This window comes from Streptomyces sp. NPDC127190 (assembly GCF_042672505.1).
GTDB lineage: Bacteria > Actinomycetota > Actinomycetes > Streptomycetales > Streptomycetaceae > Streptomyces.
The window spans coordinates 100,357-119,057 of the sequence record NZ_JBHXVE010000016.1 but is presented as its reverse complement, the minus strand read 5'-3'; the positions used below and the strand labels follow the sequence as shown (position 1 = coordinate 119,057).

Genomic DNA, 18,701 nt, shown 5'->3' with positions numbered 1-18,701 from the left:
CGAAGGACACAGGGTGCCAAATGCCGTGGCTCGTGTGGAAGCTGGGGCGGCGCGACACGCCAGGGTACGGACGGTCCGTCATGGTGGGGTGACGGCTGGTCACGGTGGGGGCGGGTGGGGTGTGGTGTGCGGGATGCGGCGGTGGCGGCGGGGTTGTGACGGGCCGGTGACCGGGATTCGGGGAGCGCATAGGCTGTCGCCATCCGCGATCGACACCGCCGTTCAGGCCAGAGAGAACGCCGCAGGGGGCAACCGCCATGACGACAGGTCGGCTCGGGCAGGAAGCCGCGCCGCCGAACGCGGCCTATGCCGGGCAGGTCGTGCACTTTCCGGATCCGGTCCGTGCGGCACGTCACCCGAGAGGGGTACGGGTCGATGAGCGGGGTTACCCGGATTTCTCGCCGTACGCGCGCGTGGCGGTGGAGATCGCCGAGCCGCCGGAGGGGTTCGGTGTCGACGAGTTGCGGCTGACGGACTTCGTGACGGCGAACGCGGCGCTGGCGGCGGCGGAGCACGAGTTGTGGGACACGGTGCCGGATGTGGCGACGCCGCACGGCTGGACGTGGCATCACGTGGCGGGGACGCGGCGGCTGGAGCTGGTTCCGGTCGAGGTGAAGGCGTTGCTGCGGCATCATGCCGGGCTGGCGACCACGCGGGTGGACCACGACAAGCGGGGGACGCGGCCGTTGCAGGAGACGCGGCCGGCGCACTTCGGGCTGCCGAAGCTGGGTGTGGCGGTGACCGAGGCGCAGGTGCAGGGGGTCGAGGAGGATCTGGGCTACCGGCTGCCGGGCGCGTACCGGTCGTTCCTGAAGGCCGCGGGCGGTTGTGCGCCGGTCGGTACGGCGCTGGACCCGGAGCTGGGTCTGCTGGTGGACCAGCCGTTCTTCACGGTGCGGGACGAGGCCGCGGTCAACGATCTGGTGTATGTGAACAAGTGCCTGCGTGACCATCTGACGAAGGACTACCTGTGTGTGTCGTTCGTGCAGGGCGGGCTGCTCGCGGTGAAGGTGAAGGGCGAGCGGGTGGGTTCGGTGTGGTTCTGCGCGTACGACGATGTGCGCGACGCCGATCCGTCGTGGTCGCCGGCGGAGCGGGTGGAGCGCCTGTTGCTGCCGTGCGGTGAGGACTTCGATGCCTTTCTGTCCCGGCTGGCGGGCAGTCCGCCGGAGTTGGAGACGGTGGCGAGCCTGATGGTGGACGGCGGTTTCGCCCGTGTCGTGCCGGTGTCGTCCGGTTCGGCTTCGTCCGGCCCGGTGGGGGAGTGAGACGCAGACGATGGTGACGTACGCGCAGGCGCAGGAGCGCGCCGAGGAGTGGATCAACGGCGACGTGCCCGCGTACCAGCACCGTGAGGTGCGGGTGCGGGAGTTCGAGCTGGGGTTCGTGGTGTGGGGCGAGGACCGTGCGGAGGGCCCGCGTTCGGACGCGGGCGGGCAGCGGCTCGTCATCGCGCGGGACAGCGGGGAGGCGACGCTGTGGCCCGCGCTGCCGGTGGGTGAGGTGATCCGCCGGTACGAGGAGGAGTACGGCCGTGCGGAGGACGCGCGGGACGCGGTGCCGGCGCCTGCTCCGGCGCGGGTGGATCTGAATCAGACGTCGTTCCTGCTGTCTCCTCCGGAGTGGTTGCAGGAGGCCGCGGACAAGCTGGGGATCGGTAGCAGGCCCGCCGCCGCGGGGTCCGCCGGTGCCGGCGCGGAGGCGGAAGCGGCGGGCGGCTCCGGTGCCGGCGGGCTTGCGGAGACGCAGGCCGGGGTGCCGATGGGTGCGCAGGGTGTCCAGGGAGCCCAAGGGGCCGAGGAGGCGCAGGGGGTGGCGGATGCGCCGGGCGCGGCTGCCGTGCCCGGGGCGCCCGCGGCTTCCGGTGCTCCGGGGGCGCCGGCTCCGGCGGATGTGCCCGTGGGGGCCACCCCGTGGGCCGGTACGGACACGAACGCGGACTCCGGCGAGGAGGACCGTTCGGTGCCGTTGCCCGCGACGGTGTTCGCGCCGCCGTTGACCGATCTGGATGTGGACGAGGTCGCGCCGCAGCGGCCGGTGGCCCCGCCGGAGGCGAAGACGGCGCTGATGTCGGGGGGCAGCCAGTTGCCGCCGACGGCGGTCGCGCCGGCGCTCGACACGTCGAACCTGCCGGGCGCGCCGGGCATCCCGCCGGGCAGCACGCCGCCGCCCGTGCCGGGTGCGTCCGCGTACGGCTATCCGCAGGGGCCGGCGGTTCCCGGTACCCCGCCGCCGGGCGTGCCGGGATACCCGGGGGCGCCCGGTACTCCGCCCGCGCCCCCTGCCGGTCCTGGTGCGCCGGGTGTGGCGGCGGGGAGTACGCCGCCGCCCGTGCCGGGTGCGTCCGCGTACGGCTATCCGCAGGGGCCCGGTGCTGACCTGAGCGGGGCTCAGGCTCCGGCGGGCCAGGGTGAGCAGGCGCGGCCGCTGCCGCCGAACGCCGGGGACATCGCGGACGCGGCGACGAGCAAGGCGGCGCCGCCGCCGAAGAAGGGGCGCGGTGGCCTGAACACGCCGCCTCCTCCGCCGGGCGCACCTGGTGCGCCGGGCGCGCGCCCGGGGAACCCGCCGGTACCGCCCGCGCCGGGTGCTCCTGGTGCGCCCGCGGGCGGGTATGTGGCGACCCAGCTGGTGTCGGCGCTCGGTCCCGAGGGGCCGGGGATGCCAGGTGCGCCGGGCGCCCCGGGTGTGCCGCAGCCGCCTGGTGTGCCGCATGCGCCGGGTGCCCCCAACCCGCCCGCGCCGCCCGGTGTTCCGGGCGGCACGCCTCCGGGCGGGGCGCATTACGCGGCCACGATGCTGGCCGATCCCAGTCAGATGGGAGGCGCGCCGCAGCCGCCGGGCGCTCCGGGCATGCCGGGCGCTCCGGGTGTGCCGCATCCGCCGGGCGTGCCCGCGGCTCCGGGCGCCCCGGGTATGCCGCCGGTCCCCGGCGCGCCGCAGCCGCCGGGCGCCCCCGGGGCTCCTGGTGCGCCCGGTGGGGGGCGTAACGCCGTGCACCACGCGGAGACCATGCTGGCCGGGCCCCCGGTGGCCGGTCCCGGCGTACCTCCGCCGCCGTCCGCTCCCGGCATGCCTCCGGGCGCCCCTCAGCCGATGCAGCCGATGCAGCCCATGCCGGCGGGCGGGCCGGTGCCGGGGCAGCCTCCGGCGTACGGGTATCCGCAGGCGGGGCAGCCGATGGTCGGCCCCGGTTACCAGGCGGTGCTGCGCTACCGGGCGCAGGACGGTTCGGAGCAGCAGCTGATCCGGCGTTCGGCGCCGGGTACGCCGCATCCGGAGTGGCAGATCTTCCATGAGCTGCGGGCCATGAACGTGCCGCCGGACCAGGTGCTGGAGCTGCACACGGAGTTGGAGTCGTGTGAGCTGCCGGGTGCCTACTGCGCGCGGATGATCCGGGAGCAGTGGCCGCAGGCGCGGATCACGAGCATCGCGCCGTACGGCACGGATCATGCGAGCCGGCAGCAGGGCATGCAGCAGTTGCTGGCGCACCAGGGTGAGCTGCACCAGGTCGCGGACGGTCCCGCGCGGCCCGCGCCGGTGCGTGCGCCGTTGCCGCCGGTGCAGGCGGCGCCGCCGGTTCCGCCGGAGGCCATCGCGCAGGAGCTGGCGGCGGCGTTCGGGCCGGGGGTCTTCCGGTTCGAGCAGCAGGCGGTGTCGCGGCAGGGTGTGCCGCCGGTCGTGGCGCACACGCTGGTGGTGGCCGGACTGCCGGTGGACATGGGCCCGTTCTTCTGGGCGCAGGCGCAGCCGGGCCGTCCGGTGCCGACGCTGGCGGAGCTGGCGGCCGAGCGCGGGGTGCAGCCGGCGCCGGACGCGGGGTCGTACCTCGTGATGGGGACCGACTTCGGCAGGGCGCTGTGTGTGCAGTACGGCACGGCGAACATCGTGGCGGTGCCGGTGGAGGCGGGGCCGGGCGGTGCTCCGGTGCCGCCGCAGTTCGTGAACACGGGGCTGCCGGAGTTCGCGCGCTGTCTGGCGCTGCTGGGCCGGATGTGGCGGCTGCGGTTCGGGCTGAACCAGGAGCAGGCGGGCCGTTGGACCGTCGATTTCCAGGCGCAGTTGGCCGCTCTGGACCCGGCGGCGCTGGGTTCGCCGGAGAGCTGGTGGTCGGTGCTGCTGGAACAGATGTGGGACGGCCTGTTGTAGCGACTGCCCTAGGGCCGTGACGTGACTGCGGAGTGTCGCGTTATGAACGCCTATGTCCGATCCATCAAGATATGCGCGAAATCATCCTGTCGTGTATGTCCGGTGGAGAGGGGTTCCCAGGGTGAGCAGCGCATCGATGCCGCCGCACGGCTTCGTGACGGTCCGGGGGCGCGGCTACCGCCCCGCTCAGGTCGACGCCTGTCTCCAGGCGCTGTCGCAGGACCGGGACGCCGCGTGGGAACGCGCCGCGCGGCTCACCGTGCTCGCCAAGGACATGGAGGCGGAGGTGCGGCGGCTGCGCGAGGCGGTCGCCCAGCTCGCGCCGCAGGACTACGAGACGCTGGGGGAGCGCGCCCGGCGCGTGTTCCAGCTCGTGCTGGAGGAAGCGGCCGATCTCCGGGAGCGCACCCGGCGCGAGGCCCAGCAGCAGGTGGTGGAGGCCGATGAGCGGGCCGAGGGCGTACGCCGGGAGGCGCATGAAGAGGCGGAGGCGCTTCGCGCGCTGGCCGACGAACGCGCCCGGCAGCGCCTCCAGGCGGCGCGCGCCGAGGCCGACGAGATCCGCATCGGCGCCCGGCGCGCGGTGAAGCAGGAGCGCGCGGCGGCGCTCGCGGCCTTGCGTGAGGCGCGGGAGCGCTCCGCCGCCCTGCTCGCCGAGCAGTCCCGGGAGCACGCCGAGCGGTGGGCCGCCGTCGAGCGCGAGGAGGCCGAGCAGGCGGCAGCCCTGGACGCCCGGCACGCCCAGCGGGTGAGCCGGGCCGAGACCGCTCTGTCGGAGGCCAAGCGGGCCCTCGGCGAGGCAGAGGAGTCCGCGCGCCGCCGCCAGGAGGAGGCGGACGCGCGGGCCGCCGAGATCATCGCCGACGCGCGCCTGCGCGAGGAGCGCATCGCCCGCGAGACGGAGCGGGTGCTGCGCGAGCACGGCGAGGCCTGGGACGACGTCAGCGCGCACATGGACCACGTCCGCAGCAGCCTGATCTCGCTGACCGCCAGGGCCGCCCTGGAGTAGCCGAGGCACGGAGCGCCCCGGCCCTCACCGGCGTCGTACCGCCCCTGCCAGGATCCAGCCCTCCACCGCCTCGTACTGGCGCCGTTGCTGCTCCGCCTTCGCGCGGCCCGAGGCCACCGTGCCCAGCCAGCCGAAGAGGAAGCCGGCCGGGATGGAGACGATCCCGGTGGTCGTGAACGGGAACCAGTTGAAGTCCGCGTGCGGGAACGCGGAGACCGGTGAACCGGACACGAGGTTGGTGCCCGGCATCAGCAGCAGCACGGTCAGCGTGCCCCCGATCAGCGTGCTCAGCAGTCCGCCGCGGGTGTAGCGGCGCCAGAAGAGGCCGTACACCAGGGCGGGTGCGAGGGCCGAGGCGCCGAGGCAGAAGGAGAGTGTGACCAGCGGCTGGAGGCTGTGGTGCTGGACCATGGTGGCCAGCAGGATCGTCGGGGCGCCGACGGCGAGGGCCGAGGCGCGGGCCAGGGCCATCTCGCGCCGGGCCGGCATCTCCCGTGCCCCGGTGGCGAAGACGTCGTGCGCGAGGGAGTTGGCGCAGGCGAGGATCATCCCGGCCACCGAGGCGAGCAGGGTCAGGAAGATCGCGGTGGTGACCAGGGTGAACAGGAAGGTCTCCGCCGCCGACACGTCCGTGCCGAACACCGCGCGCGTGCCGAGCAGATAGGCGGTGTTGCCCTGCGGGTCGGCCGCGGCGATCCCCGCGCGGCCCACCAGTGCCGTGGCGCCGAACCCGACCACCGTCATGACCAGCACGAACAGTGCGACGATCGAGACCGCCCAGGACATCGAGCGGCGCACCTGGCGGGCGCTGGAGGCGGTGTACATGCGCATGGTGATGTGCGGCAGACAGGCGCCGCCCAGCACCACGGTCAACTGCGAGGCGATCATGTCCAGGCGGGAGCGTGCGCCGGTGCCGAACTGGAGCCCGGAGCGCAGGAACGCGGGCCCGGCACCGCTCCTTCGGGCCGCCGCGGTGAACAGGGCGCCCGGGTCCCAGTCGAAGCGGTGCAGCACCAGCAGGGCGATCACGGCGCCGGAGCCGACCAGCAGCACGATCTTCAGGATCTGGATGAGCGCGGTGCCCTTCATGCCGCCGATCGCGGCGTAGCCGATCATCAGGACGCCGAGGCCCACGACGCATCCGGTCTTCAGCGACTCGTTGGAGAAGCCCAGGATGAACGCCATCAGCTGCCCGGTCCCGGCGAGCTGGACCAGCATCAGCGGCAGCAGGGCGGCGATGGTCACCGCGCAGGCCGTGATGCGCACACCGCGCCCCGGCAGCCGGCGGGCCAGCGCGTCGCCCATGGTGAACCGCCCGGCGTTGCGCAGCGGTTCGGCCAGCAGGAACATCAGCAGCATGAGCGACAGCGCCGTACTGAGGGCGAGGACGACGCCGTCGTAGCCGCACAGGGCGATCACGCCGCCGGTGCCGAGGACGGTGGCGGCGGAGATGTAGTCGCCGGCGATGGCGAGGCCGTTGCGCAGCGGCGAGAGGGAGCCGTAACCGGTGTAGAACTCGTCGAGGTCGTCGCGGTCGGGGCCGGTCATCACGCACAGCAGCAGGGTCACCGTGGCGACGGTGGTGAAGGCGATCAGGGACATGGTCTGCGCCGAGCCGCTGAAACCGGTGAAGGCGGGGACGGCGAGGGAGCCGGTTGCCGTGGTCATCGCATCGCTCCTCGTCGCGCGTCCAGTTCGGCCTCCTTGCGGATGCGGTCCGCGAGCGGATCGACGTGCACGCGCGCGGTGTGCTCGTACCGGGCGATCGCGAGCCAGGTGACGGGGAGTTGGACGAGGGCGAGCAGCAGCCCGGCCGGGATGCCGTCGGCGACCGTGTCGGTCATCAGGCCGGGGGCGTACGCGGACAGGACGAGGAAGAGGGTGAAGTAGCCGAGTGCGGTGAGGGTGGCGGCGCGGCGCTGCCAGCGGTAGGCGCCGCGCAGCACCCGCAGGTCGCTGTGGTGCCCGACCGGCGCCCGGTGCGGCGGGGCGGTTCTGCGGGACGGTTCGGGGGCCAGAGGCTGCCAGGGGTAGGTGTACGACGCGTTCCCGGGGTCGGCCGGGTACGGGGGAGTCGGCGAGTACGGCGAGTTGGGCGTGTGCGGGGGGTCCTGGGACATCCCGGGCTCCTTGCGTGGCTCGGGTCCGTGGCGGCGGACCGCAGGGAGTTGGGGGGAGCGGAGCCACGCACGTTACTCGCGAGTTCGGCCCGGTGGGGCGTTTTCACCGAACTGGCCGGTCGGTATGCGCTTACTGTGCGACCACCGCTCCCACCTCGGATGTTGCCCTGGGACATACGGGGCGCAGACGGCGCCGGTTCACTCGTCGAGCACCGGGAACCTGCGCGGTGCCACCAGCAGCAGGACCAGGAAGGCCAGCGCCGCCGCGCAGCCGGCGCCGAGGTACACCGAGTGCACCGCCGCGGCGATCGCCCGCCGGGTGGTCTCCGGCGCCGTACCGGAGTCCAGCGCGCGCGTGACGGAGTCCAGGTCGCCCGCGCCGCCCAGCCGGGCGGCCAGCACCGCGTTGGCGACGGCGCCGAACACCGACGCGCCCACGGTCTGCCCGGTCTGCCGGCAGAACAGCACGGAGGCGGTCGTGGTGCCCCGCTCCGACCAGCCGACCGTGGACTGCACCCCGACGATCAGCGGCAGCTGGAACAGCCCCAGCGCCCCGCCGAGCAGCAGCATCAGCAGCGCCGGCTGCCACCACGAGCCGGGGTAGGGCAGGAAGGGGAAGGCGAACAGCAGCAGCGCGGCCAGGCCGATGCCGAGCAGTGCGGTGTCCCGGAAGCCGATGCGCCGGTAGACGTGCTGGCTGAAGGCGGCCGACACCGGCCAGCTCAGCGTCCACACCGACAGCACGAACCCCGCGGCCACCGGCGCGAGTCCGAGCACCGACTGCGCGTAGGTCGGCAGGAACACGCTCGGCGCCACCATCAGCAGGCCGAGGGCGCCGAGCGCCAGGTTGACGGCCGCGATCGTACGGCGCCGCCACACCCACCCCGGGATGATCGGCTGGGCCGCCTGCCGTTCCACCAGGACGACCACCCCGGCCAGCGCCAGCCCCGCGGCGAACAGGGCGAGGGACGGCGCCGACAGCCACGGCCAGGCGACCCCGCCCTGCACCAGCGCGGTCAGCAGCACCCCGCCGCAGGCGAACACCGCGAGCGCCCCGGCCCAGTCCACGCGCGCGCGGGCGACGGCTTCCCGCTGCGGCTCGTGCAGATGGCGCACGACCAGCCACAGCGCGGCGGCACCGAACGGCAGGTTGACCAGGAAGATCCAGCGCCAGTCGGCATAGGCGGCGAGCACCCCGCCGAGCCCCGGACCGGCCACCGCCGACACCGCCCACACGGTGGACAGCTTCGACTGGATCTTCGGGCGCTCCGCCAGCGGGTACAGATCGGCGGCCAGCGTCTGCACCGTGCCCTGCAAGGCCCCGCCGCCCAGCCCCTGCACGATCCGGAACGCGATCAGCGCCGCCATGTTCCAGGCCGCCGCGCACAGCAGCGAGCCCAGCAGGAACACGGACGCGCCCACCACCAGCACCGGCTTGCGGCCGAAGGTGTCGGACAGCTTGCCGTAGACCGGGAGGGTGACGGTGACGGCGAGCAGATAGCCGGAGAACAGCCAGGAGAAGACCGAGAACCCGCCGAGGTCGCCGACGATCTGCGGTACGGCCGTGGAGACGATCGTGGCATCGAGCGCCGCCAGTGCCATCGCCAGCATCAGCGCCGCCACGACCGCGCCCCGCCGCCTGCTGTGCTGCCGCTCCGCGGCGCCGTCGCGTATCGCGGGTGTCGTGCTCCCCACCGGATTCCCTCCCCTTGGGCCCGCCCTGCCCCCGGACCGTGTCCCTTGCATCTATCTCTGCCCGGACAGCTTCCCACTTGACCCGCACGCGGCGGGAGGGTGGAGCCTGGGCGGGCCGAGGGGCGGAGCGATCCCGGACATCTCTCCACCCGGCGGTGGAGAGACCCCTAGGGGACCCTCCCTCCTACGACTCGGGGAGGGTTCGTCCCGGCGGAGGAGGAGACGGCACCGGGTCGCTCCTTAATCTGGCTTTACGCCGCTGGGGGGTGGCCGGCCGGAGCCTCGACGGGGGCCGGCCGCGGGCGCCATGAGCGGCCGAACGAACCGGCGGGGGTGGGGTTTTCCCCCGCACAAGAGGGGGCCGCGCACCAGCGCGCCGCACCCCTCGGCGCACCGAGACTCATCGTCGTACCGCTTCACGACACCGCTCGTCGACCGACATAGGAGACATACCGTGACATCGGCTGTGACCATTCCCAGGCACGGGGGTACTGGAGGGCGTACGGCCGTTGCCGCGCGGGCGCGGCAGGTCGTGAAGGCGTACGGGTCCGGTGAGACCCGCGTCGTCGCCCTGGACCAGGTGGACGTGGACATCGCCCGGGGGCAGTTCACCGCGATCATGGGCCCCTCGGGGTCCGGCAAGTCGACCCTGATGCACTGCCTGGCCGGGCTCGACACCGTGACCAGCGGTCAGATCTACCTGGACGAGACCGAGATCACCGGTCTGAAGGACAAGAAGCTCACCCAGCTGCGCCGGGACCGGATCGGGTTCATCTTCCAGGCGTTCAACCTGCTGCCGACGCTGAACGCGCTGGAGAACATCACGCTGCCCATGGACATAGCGGGCCGCAAGCCGGACCGCGCGTGGCTGGACCGGGTGGTGGAGACCGTGGGGCTCGCCGGGCGGCTCAAGCACCGGCCGACCCAGCTCTCCGGCGGCCAGCAGCAGCGCGTCGCCGTGGCCCGCGCGCTCGCCGCCCGCCCCGAGATCATCTTCGGCGACGAGCCGACCGGAAACCTCGACTCGCGCGCGGGAGCGGAGGTTCTGGGCTTCCTGCGCCGCTCGGTGGACGAACTCGGCCAGACCATCGTGATGGTCACCCACGACCCCGTCGCCGCCTCCTACGCGGACCGGGTGCTGTACCTCGCCGACGGCCGGATCGTGGACGAGATGCACCAGCCGACGGCCGATCAGGTCCTGGACCGCATGAAGGACTTCGACGCCCGGGGGCGTACGTCATGACTGTCCTGAAGACCTCGATGCGCAACTTCCTCGCGCACAAGGGCCGCATGGCGCTGTCGGCGGTCGCGGTGCTGCTGTCGGTGGCGTTCGTCTGCGGCACCCTGGTGTTCACCGACACCATGAACACCACCTTCGACAAGCTGTTCCAGGCGACCGCCTCGGACGTCACGGTGAGCGCCAAGGGCGCCTCCGACACCGGCCAGACCACCTCCTCCACCGGCAAGCCGCCGGTGCTGCCGGCGGCCGTGCTCGGCCGGGTCCGCAAGGCCGAGGGCGTGCGGTCCGCCGAGGGCACCGTGTTCTCCACCGCGGTGACCGTGACCGACGCCCACCTGGACAAGCTGTCGCCCAGCGGCGGCGGCCCCACCATCGTCGGCAGCTGGAACGGCAACGACGCCCGCACCATGAAGATCACCTCCGGTACGGCGCCCAAGGGCCCGGGCCAGGTGATGGTGGACCAGGACACCGCCACCAAGCACCATCTGAAGCTCGGTGACGACATCGGCATGATCTCGGTCGTCGGCACGCACCACGCGCGCGTGTCCGGCATCGCCACCTTCCAGGTGACCAACCCGGGCGCGGCCATCTTCTACCTGGACACCCGGACCGCCCAGCAGACGCTGGTCGGCCGGACCGGGGTGTACACCGACGTCAACGTCACCGCCGCGCGGGGCGTGAGCGACGCGGCTCTGAAGCAGAACGTCCTCGCCGTCCTCGGCCACGGCTACAAGGTGCGGACCGCCAAGGAGGTCGCCGACGCCAACCAGAAGCAGGTCGAGAGCTTCCTGAAGGTCATGAAGTACGCGATGCTCGGCTTCGCCGGGATCGCCTTCCTGGTCGGCATCTTCCTGATCATCAACACCTTCTCGATGCTGGTCGCTCAGCGCACCCGGGAGATCGGCCTGATGCGGGCCATCGGCTCCTCCCGCCGCCAGGTCAACCGGTCGGTGCTGGTCGAGGCCCTGCTGCTCGGGGTGATCGGCTCCGTGCTCGGGGTCGGGGCCGGCATCGGGATCGCCGTCGGCCTGATGAAGCTCATGGGCCGGATGGGCATGCACCTGTCCACCGACGATCTGACCGTCGCCTGGACCACCCCGGCCGTCGGCCTCGCCCTGGGCGTCGTCGTCACCGTCCTGGCCGCCTATCTGCCGGCCCGGCGCGCCGGAAAGATCTCCCCGATGGCCGCCCTGCGCGACGCCGGCACCCCGGCCGACGGCAAGGCGGGCCTGGTCCGGGCCGTGCTCGGGCTGGCCCTCACCGGCGCCGGCGCCTGGAGCCTGTACGCCGCCGCCACCGCCGAGAAGGCCAAGGCCGGCTCGGGCTGGCTGGGCCTGGGCGTGCTGCTCACCCTGGTCGGGTTCGTCGTCGTCGGCCCGCTGCTCGCCGGCGGCCTGGTCCGGGTGCTCGGCGCCCTGCTGCTGCGGATCTTCGGCCCCGTCGGCCGGATGGCCGAGCGCAACGCGCTGCGCAACCCGCGCCGCACCGGCGCGACCGGCGCCGCCCTGATGATCGGCCTCGCCCTGGTGGCCTGTCTGTCGGTGGTCGGCTCCTCCATGGTGGCCTCGGCCACCGACCAGCTCGACAAGACCGTCGGGACGGACTTCATCATCGCGGGCGACCAGCCGTACAAGATGGTCGACCAGCAGGCGGTGCGGAAGATCAAGGCCACGCCCGGCCTGGCCCGGGTCACCGAGTACAAGCTCCTGGACGCCTCCCTGACCACTCCGGACGGCCAGGTCTCGGCCAAGGAGACCGTCAAGGCGGCCGACCCGAGCTACGCCCAGGACCTGCGCACCAAGACCGTCGCCGGCACCCTCGCCGACGCCTACCGGCCCGACTCCATGTCCGTCGTCGAGGGCTTCGCCAAGAAGCACGGCATCACGCTCGGCTCCAGGGTCGCGGTCGACTTCGCCGACGGTACGACGGCGAGGCTGACGGTCCGCGCGATCACCAGCGACGACGTCGTGATCGACAAGGGTGCCATGTACACGTCCATCGCCACGGCCGCCAAGCACGTGCCCGCCGACCGGATGCCGCTGGACCAGATGGTGTTCGCCACCGCCAAGGACGGGCAGGAAGCGGCCGCCTACAAGGCGCTGAAGTCGACCCTGCGCTCGGACCCCTCGCTGGTCGTCCGCGACCAGACCGACTACAAGAAGGCGTTGCAGGACCAGATCGGCCAGCTGCTGAACATGATCTACGGCCTGCTGGCGCTGGCCATCATCGTCGCGGTGCTCGGCGTGGTGAACACCCTGGCGCTGTCGGTGGTCGAGCGGACCCGGGAGATCGGCCTGATGCGGGCCATCGGCCTCTCCCGCCGCCAGCTGCGCCGCATGATCCGCCTGGAGTCCGTGGTGATCGCCCTGTTCGGTGCGCTGCTCGGCCTCGGCCTGGGCATGGGCTGGGGCGCGACCGCCCAGAAGCTCCTCGCGCTGGAGGGCCTGCACATCCTGGAGATCCCCTGGCCGACCATCACGGCCGTGTTCGTCGGCTCGGCCTTCGTGGGGCTGTTCGCCGCGCTGGTCCCGGCGTTCCGGGCGGGCCGGATGAACGTCCTGAACGCGATCGCGACCGACTAGCGGGGAGATCACGCCATACGGCTTCGCACGGGCCTGTGGACAACCGGTGAGCACCACACCGCCGGTTGTCCACAGGCCCGACGGCGATCTCGGCAGCGTCGTAGGCTGGGGTGCGTCGCCCATCCCCCGGACGGAAAGCCCCCATGAGCCTGCACGGTCTGCTCGACGCCGTCGTCAAGGACCCCGCCCTCGCGGAAGCGATCAAGGCGGCCGCGGACGGCAACCGCATGCACGTCGACCTCGTCGGACCCCCCGCGGCCCGCCCCTTCGCGATCGCCGCCCTGGCCCGCGAGGCCGGCCGCCCGGTCCTGGCGGTCACCGCGACCGGCCGCGAGGCCGAGGACCTGGCCGCCGCGCTGCGCTCCCTGCTGCCGTCCGAGGGCGTCGTCGAGTACCCCGCCTGGGAGACGCTCCCGCACGAGCGGCTCAGCCCGCGCAGCGACACCGTGGGCCGCCGCCTCGCCGTCCTGCGCCGCCTCGCCCACCCCAGCCCCGACGACCCCGAGACCGGCCCCGTCTCGGTGGTCGTGGCACCGGTGCGCTCCGTGCTCCAGCCGCAGGTCAAGGGCCTCGGCGACCTGGAGCCGGTGGCCCTGCGCACGGGCCAGACCGCCGAGCTGGGCGATGTGGTCGAAGCCCTCGCGGCCGCCGCCTACGCACGCGTGGAGCTGGTCGAGAAGCGCGGTGAGTTCGCCGTGCGCGGCGGCATCCTGGACGTGTTCCCGCCCACCGAGGAACACCCCCTGCGCATCGAGTTCTGGGGCGACGACGTCGAGGAGATCCGCTACTTCAAGGTCGCCGACCAGCGCTCCCTCGAAGTCGCCGAGCACGGCCTGTGGGCGCCGCCCTGCCGTGAACTGCTGCTCACCGACGACGTCCGGGCACGCGCCCGCGCGCTCGCCGAGGAACACCCGGAGCTGGGCGAACTGCTCGGCAAGATCGCCGAGGGCATCGCGGTGGAGGGCATGGAGTCCCTCGCACCGGTCCTGGTGGACGACATGGAACTGCTGGTCGACGTGTTGCCCAAGGGCGCCATGGCCGTCGTCTGCGACCCGGAGCGGGTCCGCACCCGCGCATCCGACCTCGTCGCCACCAGCCAGGAGTTCCTCCAGGCGTCCTGGGCGGCCACCGCGGGCGGCGGCGAGGCCCCCATCGACGTCGGCGCGGCCTCCCTGTGGTCCATCGCCGACATCCGCGACCGCGCGCGCGAGCTGGACATGATGTGGTGGTCCGTCTCGCCGTTCGCCGCCGACGCGGCGGGCGACCCGGACACCCTCAAGCTGGGCATGCACGCACCCGAGGCCTACCGCGGCGACACCGCGCGGGCGCTCGCCGACACCAAGGGCTGGCTCGCCGACGGCTGGCGCGCGGTCTTCGTCACCGAGGGCCACGGCCCGGCCGCCCGCACCGTGGAGGTGCTCGGCGGCGAGGGCATCCCCGCCCGGCTCGACGCCGACCTCGGCGAACCGGGCCCCTCGGTGGTGCACGTCTCCTGCGGCTCGATCGAGTACGGCTTCGTGGACCCGGCGCTCAGACTCGCCGTGCTCACCGAGACCGACCTGTCCGGCCAGCGCACCGCCGGCCGTGACGGCGCCCGGATGCCGGCCCGCCGCCGCAAGACCATCGACCCGCTCACCCTGGAACCGGGCGACCACATCGTCCACGAACAGCACGGCGTGGGCCGCTACATCGAGATGGTGCAGCGCACCGTGCAGGGCGCCACCCGCGAGTACCTGGTCGTGGAGTACGCGCCCGCCAAGCGCGGCCAGCCCGGCGACCGGCTGTACATCCCGACCGACCAGCTGGAGCAGATCACCAAGTACGTCGGCGGCGAGGCCCCGACCCTGCACCGGCTGGGCGGCGCGGACTGGACGAAGACCAAGGCCCGCGCGAAGAAGGCGGTCAAGGAGATCGCCGCCGACCTGATCAAGCTGTACAGCGCGCGGATGGCCGCCCCCGGCCATGCCTTCGGCACGGACACGCCCTGGCAGCGCGAGCTGGAGGACGCCTTCCCGTACGCGGAGACCCCCGACCAGCTCACCACCATCGCCGAGGTCAAGGAGGACATGGAGAAGTCGGTCCCGATGGACCGCCTGATCTGCGGCGACGTGGGCTACGGCAAGACCGAGATCGCGGTGCGGGCCGCCTTCAAGGCCGTACAGGACGGCAAGCAGGTCGCCGTCCTGGTGCCGACGACCCTGCTGGTGCAGCAGCACTTCGGCACCTTCTCCGAGCGGTACGGGCAGTTCCCGGTGACCGTGAAGGCGCTGTCCCGGTTCCAGACCGACACCGAGGCGAAGGCCGTCCTGGAGGGCCTGAAGGAGGGCACGGTGGACGTCGTCATCGGCACCCACCGGCTGTTCTCCTCCGAGACCAAGTTCAAGGACCTCGGGCTGGTCATCGTGGACGAGGAGCAGCGCTTCGGCGTCGAGCACAAGGAGCAGCTGAAGAAGCTACGCGCCAACGTCGACGTGCTCACCATGTCCGCGACCCCGATCCCGCGCACCCTGGAGATGGCGGTCACCGGCATCCGCGAGATGTCCACGATCACCACGCCGCCGGAGGAGCGGCACCCGGTGCTCACCTTCGTCGGGCCGTACGAGGAGCGGCAGATCGGCGCCGCCATCCGCCGCGAACTGCTGCGCGAGGGCCAGGTCTTCTACATCCACAACCGGGTCGAGTCCATCGACCGCGCGGCGGCCCGGCTGCGCGAGATCGTCCCCGAGGCGCGGATCGCGACGGCCCACGGCCAGATGTCGGAGGCGGCGCTGGAGCAGGTGGTCGTCGACTTCTGGGAGAAGAGGTTCGACGTCCTCGTCTCGACCACGATCGTCGAGTCCGGCATCGACATCTCCAACGCCAACACGCTGATCGTGGAGCGCGGCGACACCTTCGGCCTGTCCCAGCTGCACCAGCTGCGCGGCCGCGTCGGCCGGGGCCGGGAGCGCGGTTACGCCTACTTCCTCTACCCGCCGGAGAAGCCGCTCACGGAGACCGCGCACGAGCGCCTGGCGACCATCGCCCAGCACACCGAGATGGGCGCGGGCATGTACGTCGCCATGAAGGACCTGGAGATCCGCGGCGCCGGCAACCTCCTCGGCGGCGAGCAGTCCGGCCATATCGCGGGCGTCGGCTTCGACCTGTACGTCCGGATGGTCGGCGAGGCGGTCGCCGACTACCGGCGCCAGCTGGAGACCGGGGAGATCGAGGAGGAAGCACCCCTCGAGGTCAAGATCGAGCTGCCCGTCGACGCACACGTCCCGCACGACTACGCGCCCGGCGAGCGGCTCCGCCTCCAGGCGTACCGGTCCATCGCCTCCGCCAACTCCGAGGAGGACGTCAAGGCCGTCCGCGAGGAACTCACCGACCGCTACGGCAAGCTGCCCGAGCCGGTGGAGAACCTGCTGCTGGTGGCCGGGCTGCGGATGCTCGCGCGCGCGTGCGGCGTCGGCGAGATCGTGCTCCAGGGCACCAACATCCGCTTCGCCCCGGTGGAGCTGCGCGAGTCGCAGGAGCTGCGGCTCAAGCGGCTCTATCCGGGCACGGTCATCAAGCCCACCGCGCACCAGGTGCTGGTGCCCCGCCCGAAGACCGCGAAGGTCGGCGGCAAGCCGCTGGTCGGCCGCGAACTGCTGGCGTGGGTCGGGGAGTTCCTCGCCTCGGTCCTGGGCTCCTGAGCGAGGGGCGGGGGCGCGGGTGCGGATCGGCGAGCTGGCCAAGGCCACCGGTGCGACCCCGCGCGCCCTGCGCCACTACGAGCAGCAGGGCCTGATCACCGCCACGCGCGCGTGCAACGGCTACCGCGAGTACGACACCGGTACGGCCGTCCGCGTCCGCAACATCCGCCGACTGCTGGAGGCGGGCCTCACCCTGGACGACGTACGGGTCTTCCTGCCCTGCCTGGACGGCGACGTCACCGCCGGCCCGCCCTCCGCCAAGGGGCTGCGGATCGCCCGCGACCGGCTCGCGGTACTGGACGCGCGCATAGCGGCACAGACGGCGGTCCGGGACCGGCTGGCGACGGCACTGCGGGAGTCGGGCGCGGGGGTGCCGTGACCGGGCGGGCGGTCGGGATGCCGTGACCGGGCGGGCGGTCGGGATGCCGTGACCGGACCGGCGGTCGGGATGCCATGAGGGGTCAGGCAACTACCGCGCCGCCGTCCACCGGCAGGACGACACCCGTCACGAACGACGCCTCGGGCGAGGCCAGCCGGGTGATGGCCCAGGCGACCTCCTCGGGGCGGCCGATCCGGCCGAGCGGGGTGTGCGCCAGCTGCCAGGCGCGCACCGCGGCCAGCCGCTCGGGGCCGTACCCCGCGTGCTCGTTGATGGGTGTCCCGATCGCGCCGGGGGCCACCGCCACCACCCGGATCCCGTGCGGCGCCAGTTCCACCGCCCAGCTGCGGGTCAGCGTCTCCAGGGCCGCCTTGCCCGCCGCGTACAGGGAGTTGCCGGGCCAGGCGCGCTGCCCGACGGAGGTCGTCACGTTCACCACGACACCCCGGCTCTCCTCCAGCGCGGGGAGCGCCGCGCGGGTGAGCAGGACGGGGGCGAGCAGGTTGGTGTCCAGCAGCGGACGTACGGACGCGCGCGTGTATCCGCGCAGCGAGTCACCGGTGACGACGCCGGCGTTGTTGACGAGGACGTCGATCCGGCCGTACCGCTCCAGCGTGGCGCGTACGACGGTCTCGGGGCCGTCCTCGGCGGTCAGGTCGGCGGGCAGGGGGCTGATCCCGGGATGACCGTCGGCGGTCTCGGCGAGTGGTGCCGGGCGTCGGCCGACGGCGACGACCCGGGCGCCCTCGGCGGCGAACGCGCGAGCGGTGGCGCGGCCGATGCCGGTTCCGGCGCCGGTGACGAGGACGGTACGGGGACCCGGGGCGGATGCGGTCTCGTTCATGTGACGCATCCTCGGACCCTGACGCTGGTGTCAGGGTCAAGCACCGGCGCTGGCAGCGAGGGACGAGCGGGCGCGCGGGCGGGCCGGCCTCGCTCTCCCCGCACGGCACCAAGTGCGCCATCGCGCGCCTGACTTGCACCATAATCATCCCTTTGCGCCCCATCTCCCGGAGGCGACAGGCCGGTTACCGTGGTGGGCGGAACGATCCGCCTGCACCGGGGGCGGACCCGGGCAGGCAAGGGGAGCGCACCGTGACGCGTCTGAGGGCCGGGGCGGTCACCGCCGTAGCCATGCTGGTCGCCGTGGCCGGCTGTACGTCGGGGCAGGACAAGGGGGCGCCCGGGCCGGGCCGGGGCGGGGGCGGCGGTGCCGCGCTGGCGGCGGCCGACGCGCTGCCCGTCAAGGCTCGCGCAGCCAAGACCGGTTACTCCCGGGCCCGGTTCGGCACGGCCTGGGCGGACACCGACGCCAACTCCTGCGACACCCGCGACGACATACTCAAACGCGACCTGAAGAACGTGCGGTTCAGCGGCGGCACCTGCAAGGTCACCTACGGGCTGCTGGACTCCGACCCCTACTCCGGCAAGGACATCACCTACCGGCGCGGCCGCAGCCAGGTCGACATCGACCATGTCGTCGCCCTGTCCGACGCCTGGCAGACGGGCGCCCGGTACTGGGACCCCGGCAAGCGCATCGCCCTGGCCAACGACCCGCTCAACCTCATAGCCGTCGACGCGAGCGCCAACCGCGGCAAGGGAGACGGCGACGCCGCCGACTGGCTCCCGCCCAACCCGGCCTACCGCTGCACCTATGTCGCCGCCCAGGTGGCCGTCAAGAAGAAGTACGGCCTGTGGGTGACCGCCCAGGAGAAGGCCGCCATGAAGAAGGTCCTCGCCGCCTGCCCGGACCAGAAACTGCCCACCGGCGGTAACCCCACCAAGGCCCCCGACCGCTTCCGGGCCCGCTGAACCCGCCGGAATTCACTGGCCGGGCCCCGCTCGCGCTG

General features: G+C 73.0%; 12 protein-coding genes. 8 read left to right on the top strand and 4 right to left on the bottom strand.

Going from position 1 to position 18,701, the window contains the following annotated elements; translation table 11 throughout:
• The first annotated feature begins 257 nt into the window (after positions 1-257).
• From ACFVIU_RS24075 to ACFVIU_RS24065, 3 genes are all read left to right on the top strand, one after another.
• On the top strand, positions 258-1,268 hold the full coding sequence (locus ACFVIU_RS24075) for an SMI1/KNR4 family protein (RefSeq protein WP_385844926.1): 1,011 nt from the start codon (positions 258-260) through the stop codon (positions 1,266-1,268).
• 10 nt (positions 1,269-1,278) lie between these two features.
• Positions 1,279-4,149, top strand: a complete 2,871-nt coding sequence (locus ACFVIU_RS24070) for an SUKH-4 family immunity protein (protein WP_385844925.1) — start codon at positions 1,279-1,281, stop codon at positions 4,147-4,149.
• A gap of 121 nt (positions 4,150-4,270) precedes the next feature.
• The gene (locus ACFVIU_RS24065; RefSeq protein WP_385844924.1) at positions 4,271-5,158 is read left to right on the top strand and encodes a cellulose-binding protein; all 888 of its coding nucleotides are present in this window, start codon (positions 4,271-4,273) and stop codon (positions 5,156-5,158) included.
• Positions 5,159-5,182: 24 nt separating this feature from the next.
• On the opposite strand, the gene ACFVIU_RS24060 is transcribed toward ACFVIU_RS24065, so the two are convergent.
• From ACFVIU_RS24060 to ACFVIU_RS24050, 3 genes are all read right to left on the bottom strand, one after another.
• Entirely contained in the window at positions 5,183-6,826 is a 1,644-nt protein-coding gene (locus ACFVIU_RS24060; protein WP_385844922.1) for a cation acetate symporter, read from the bottom strand.
• Complete coding sequence (locus ACFVIU_RS24055) at positions 6,823-7,278, bottom strand: DUF485 domain-containing protein (RefSeq protein WP_385844921.1); 456 nt, start codon at positions 7,276-7,278, stop codon at positions 6,823-6,825. Before ACFVIU_RS24055 ends, ACFVIU_RS24060 begins: the two co-directional genes overlap by 4 nt.
• Before the next feature lie 198 nt (positions 7,279-7,476).
• Positions 7,477-8,973, bottom strand: a complete 1,497-nt coding sequence (locus tag ACFVIU_RS24050; RefSeq protein ID WP_385844919.1) for an MFS transporter — start codon at positions 8,971-8,973, stop codon at positions 7,477-7,479.
• 454 nt (positions 8,974-9,427) lie between these two features.
• Here ACFVIU_RS24050 and ACFVIU_RS24045 point away from each other — a divergent pair, with 454 nt between their 5' ends.
• From ACFVIU_RS24045 to ACFVIU_RS24030, 4 genes are all read left to right on the top strand, one after another.
• Positions 9,428-10,216 (top strand): ABC transporter ATP-binding protein, encoded by a 789-nt coding sequence (locus ACFVIU_RS24045; protein WP_385844918.1) that lies wholly within the window; start codon positions 9,428-9,430, stop codon positions 10,214-10,216.
• Positions 10,213-12,795, top strand: a complete 2,583-nt coding sequence (locus ACFVIU_RS24040) for an ABC transporter permease (RefSeq protein WP_385844917.1) — start codon at positions 10,213-10,215, stop codon at positions 12,793-12,795. The genes ACFVIU_RS24045 and ACFVIU_RS24040 overlap by 4 nt, the downstream gene beginning before the upstream one ends.
• A gap of 143 nt (positions 12,796-12,938) precedes the next feature.
• Positions 12,939-16,472, top strand: coding sequence for a transcription-repair coupling factor (mfd, locus tag ACFVIU_RS24035; RefSeq protein WP_385844916.1), 3,534 nt, complete (start codon positions 12,939-12,941; stop codon positions 16,470-16,472).
• A 19-nt stretch (positions 16,473-16,491) separates the two neighbouring features.
• Positions 16,492-16,851, top strand: coding sequence for a MerR family transcriptional regulator (locus tag ACFVIU_RS24030; RefSeq protein WP_385844914.1), 360 nt, complete (start codon positions 16,492-16,494; stop codon positions 16,849-16,851).
• An 82-nt stretch (positions 16,852-16,933) separates the two neighbouring features.
• On the opposite strand, the gene ACFVIU_RS24025 is transcribed toward ACFVIU_RS24030, so the two are convergent.
• Positions 16,934-17,695, bottom strand: a complete 762-nt coding sequence (locus tag ACFVIU_RS24025) for an SDR family NAD(P)-dependent oxidoreductase (protein WP_385844912.1) — start codon at positions 17,693-17,695, stop codon at positions 16,934-16,936.
• Positions 17,696-17,985: 290 nt separating this feature from the next.
• Here ACFVIU_RS24025 and ACFVIU_RS24020 point away from each other — a divergent pair, with 290 nt between their 5' ends.
• On the top strand, positions 17,986-18,663 hold the full coding sequence (locus tag ACFVIU_RS24020; RefSeq protein ID WP_385845056.1) for an HNH endonuclease family protein: 678 nt from the start codon (positions 17,986-17,988) through the stop codon (positions 18,661-18,663).
• The last annotated feature ends 38 nt before the right edge of the window (positions 18,664-18,701 follow it).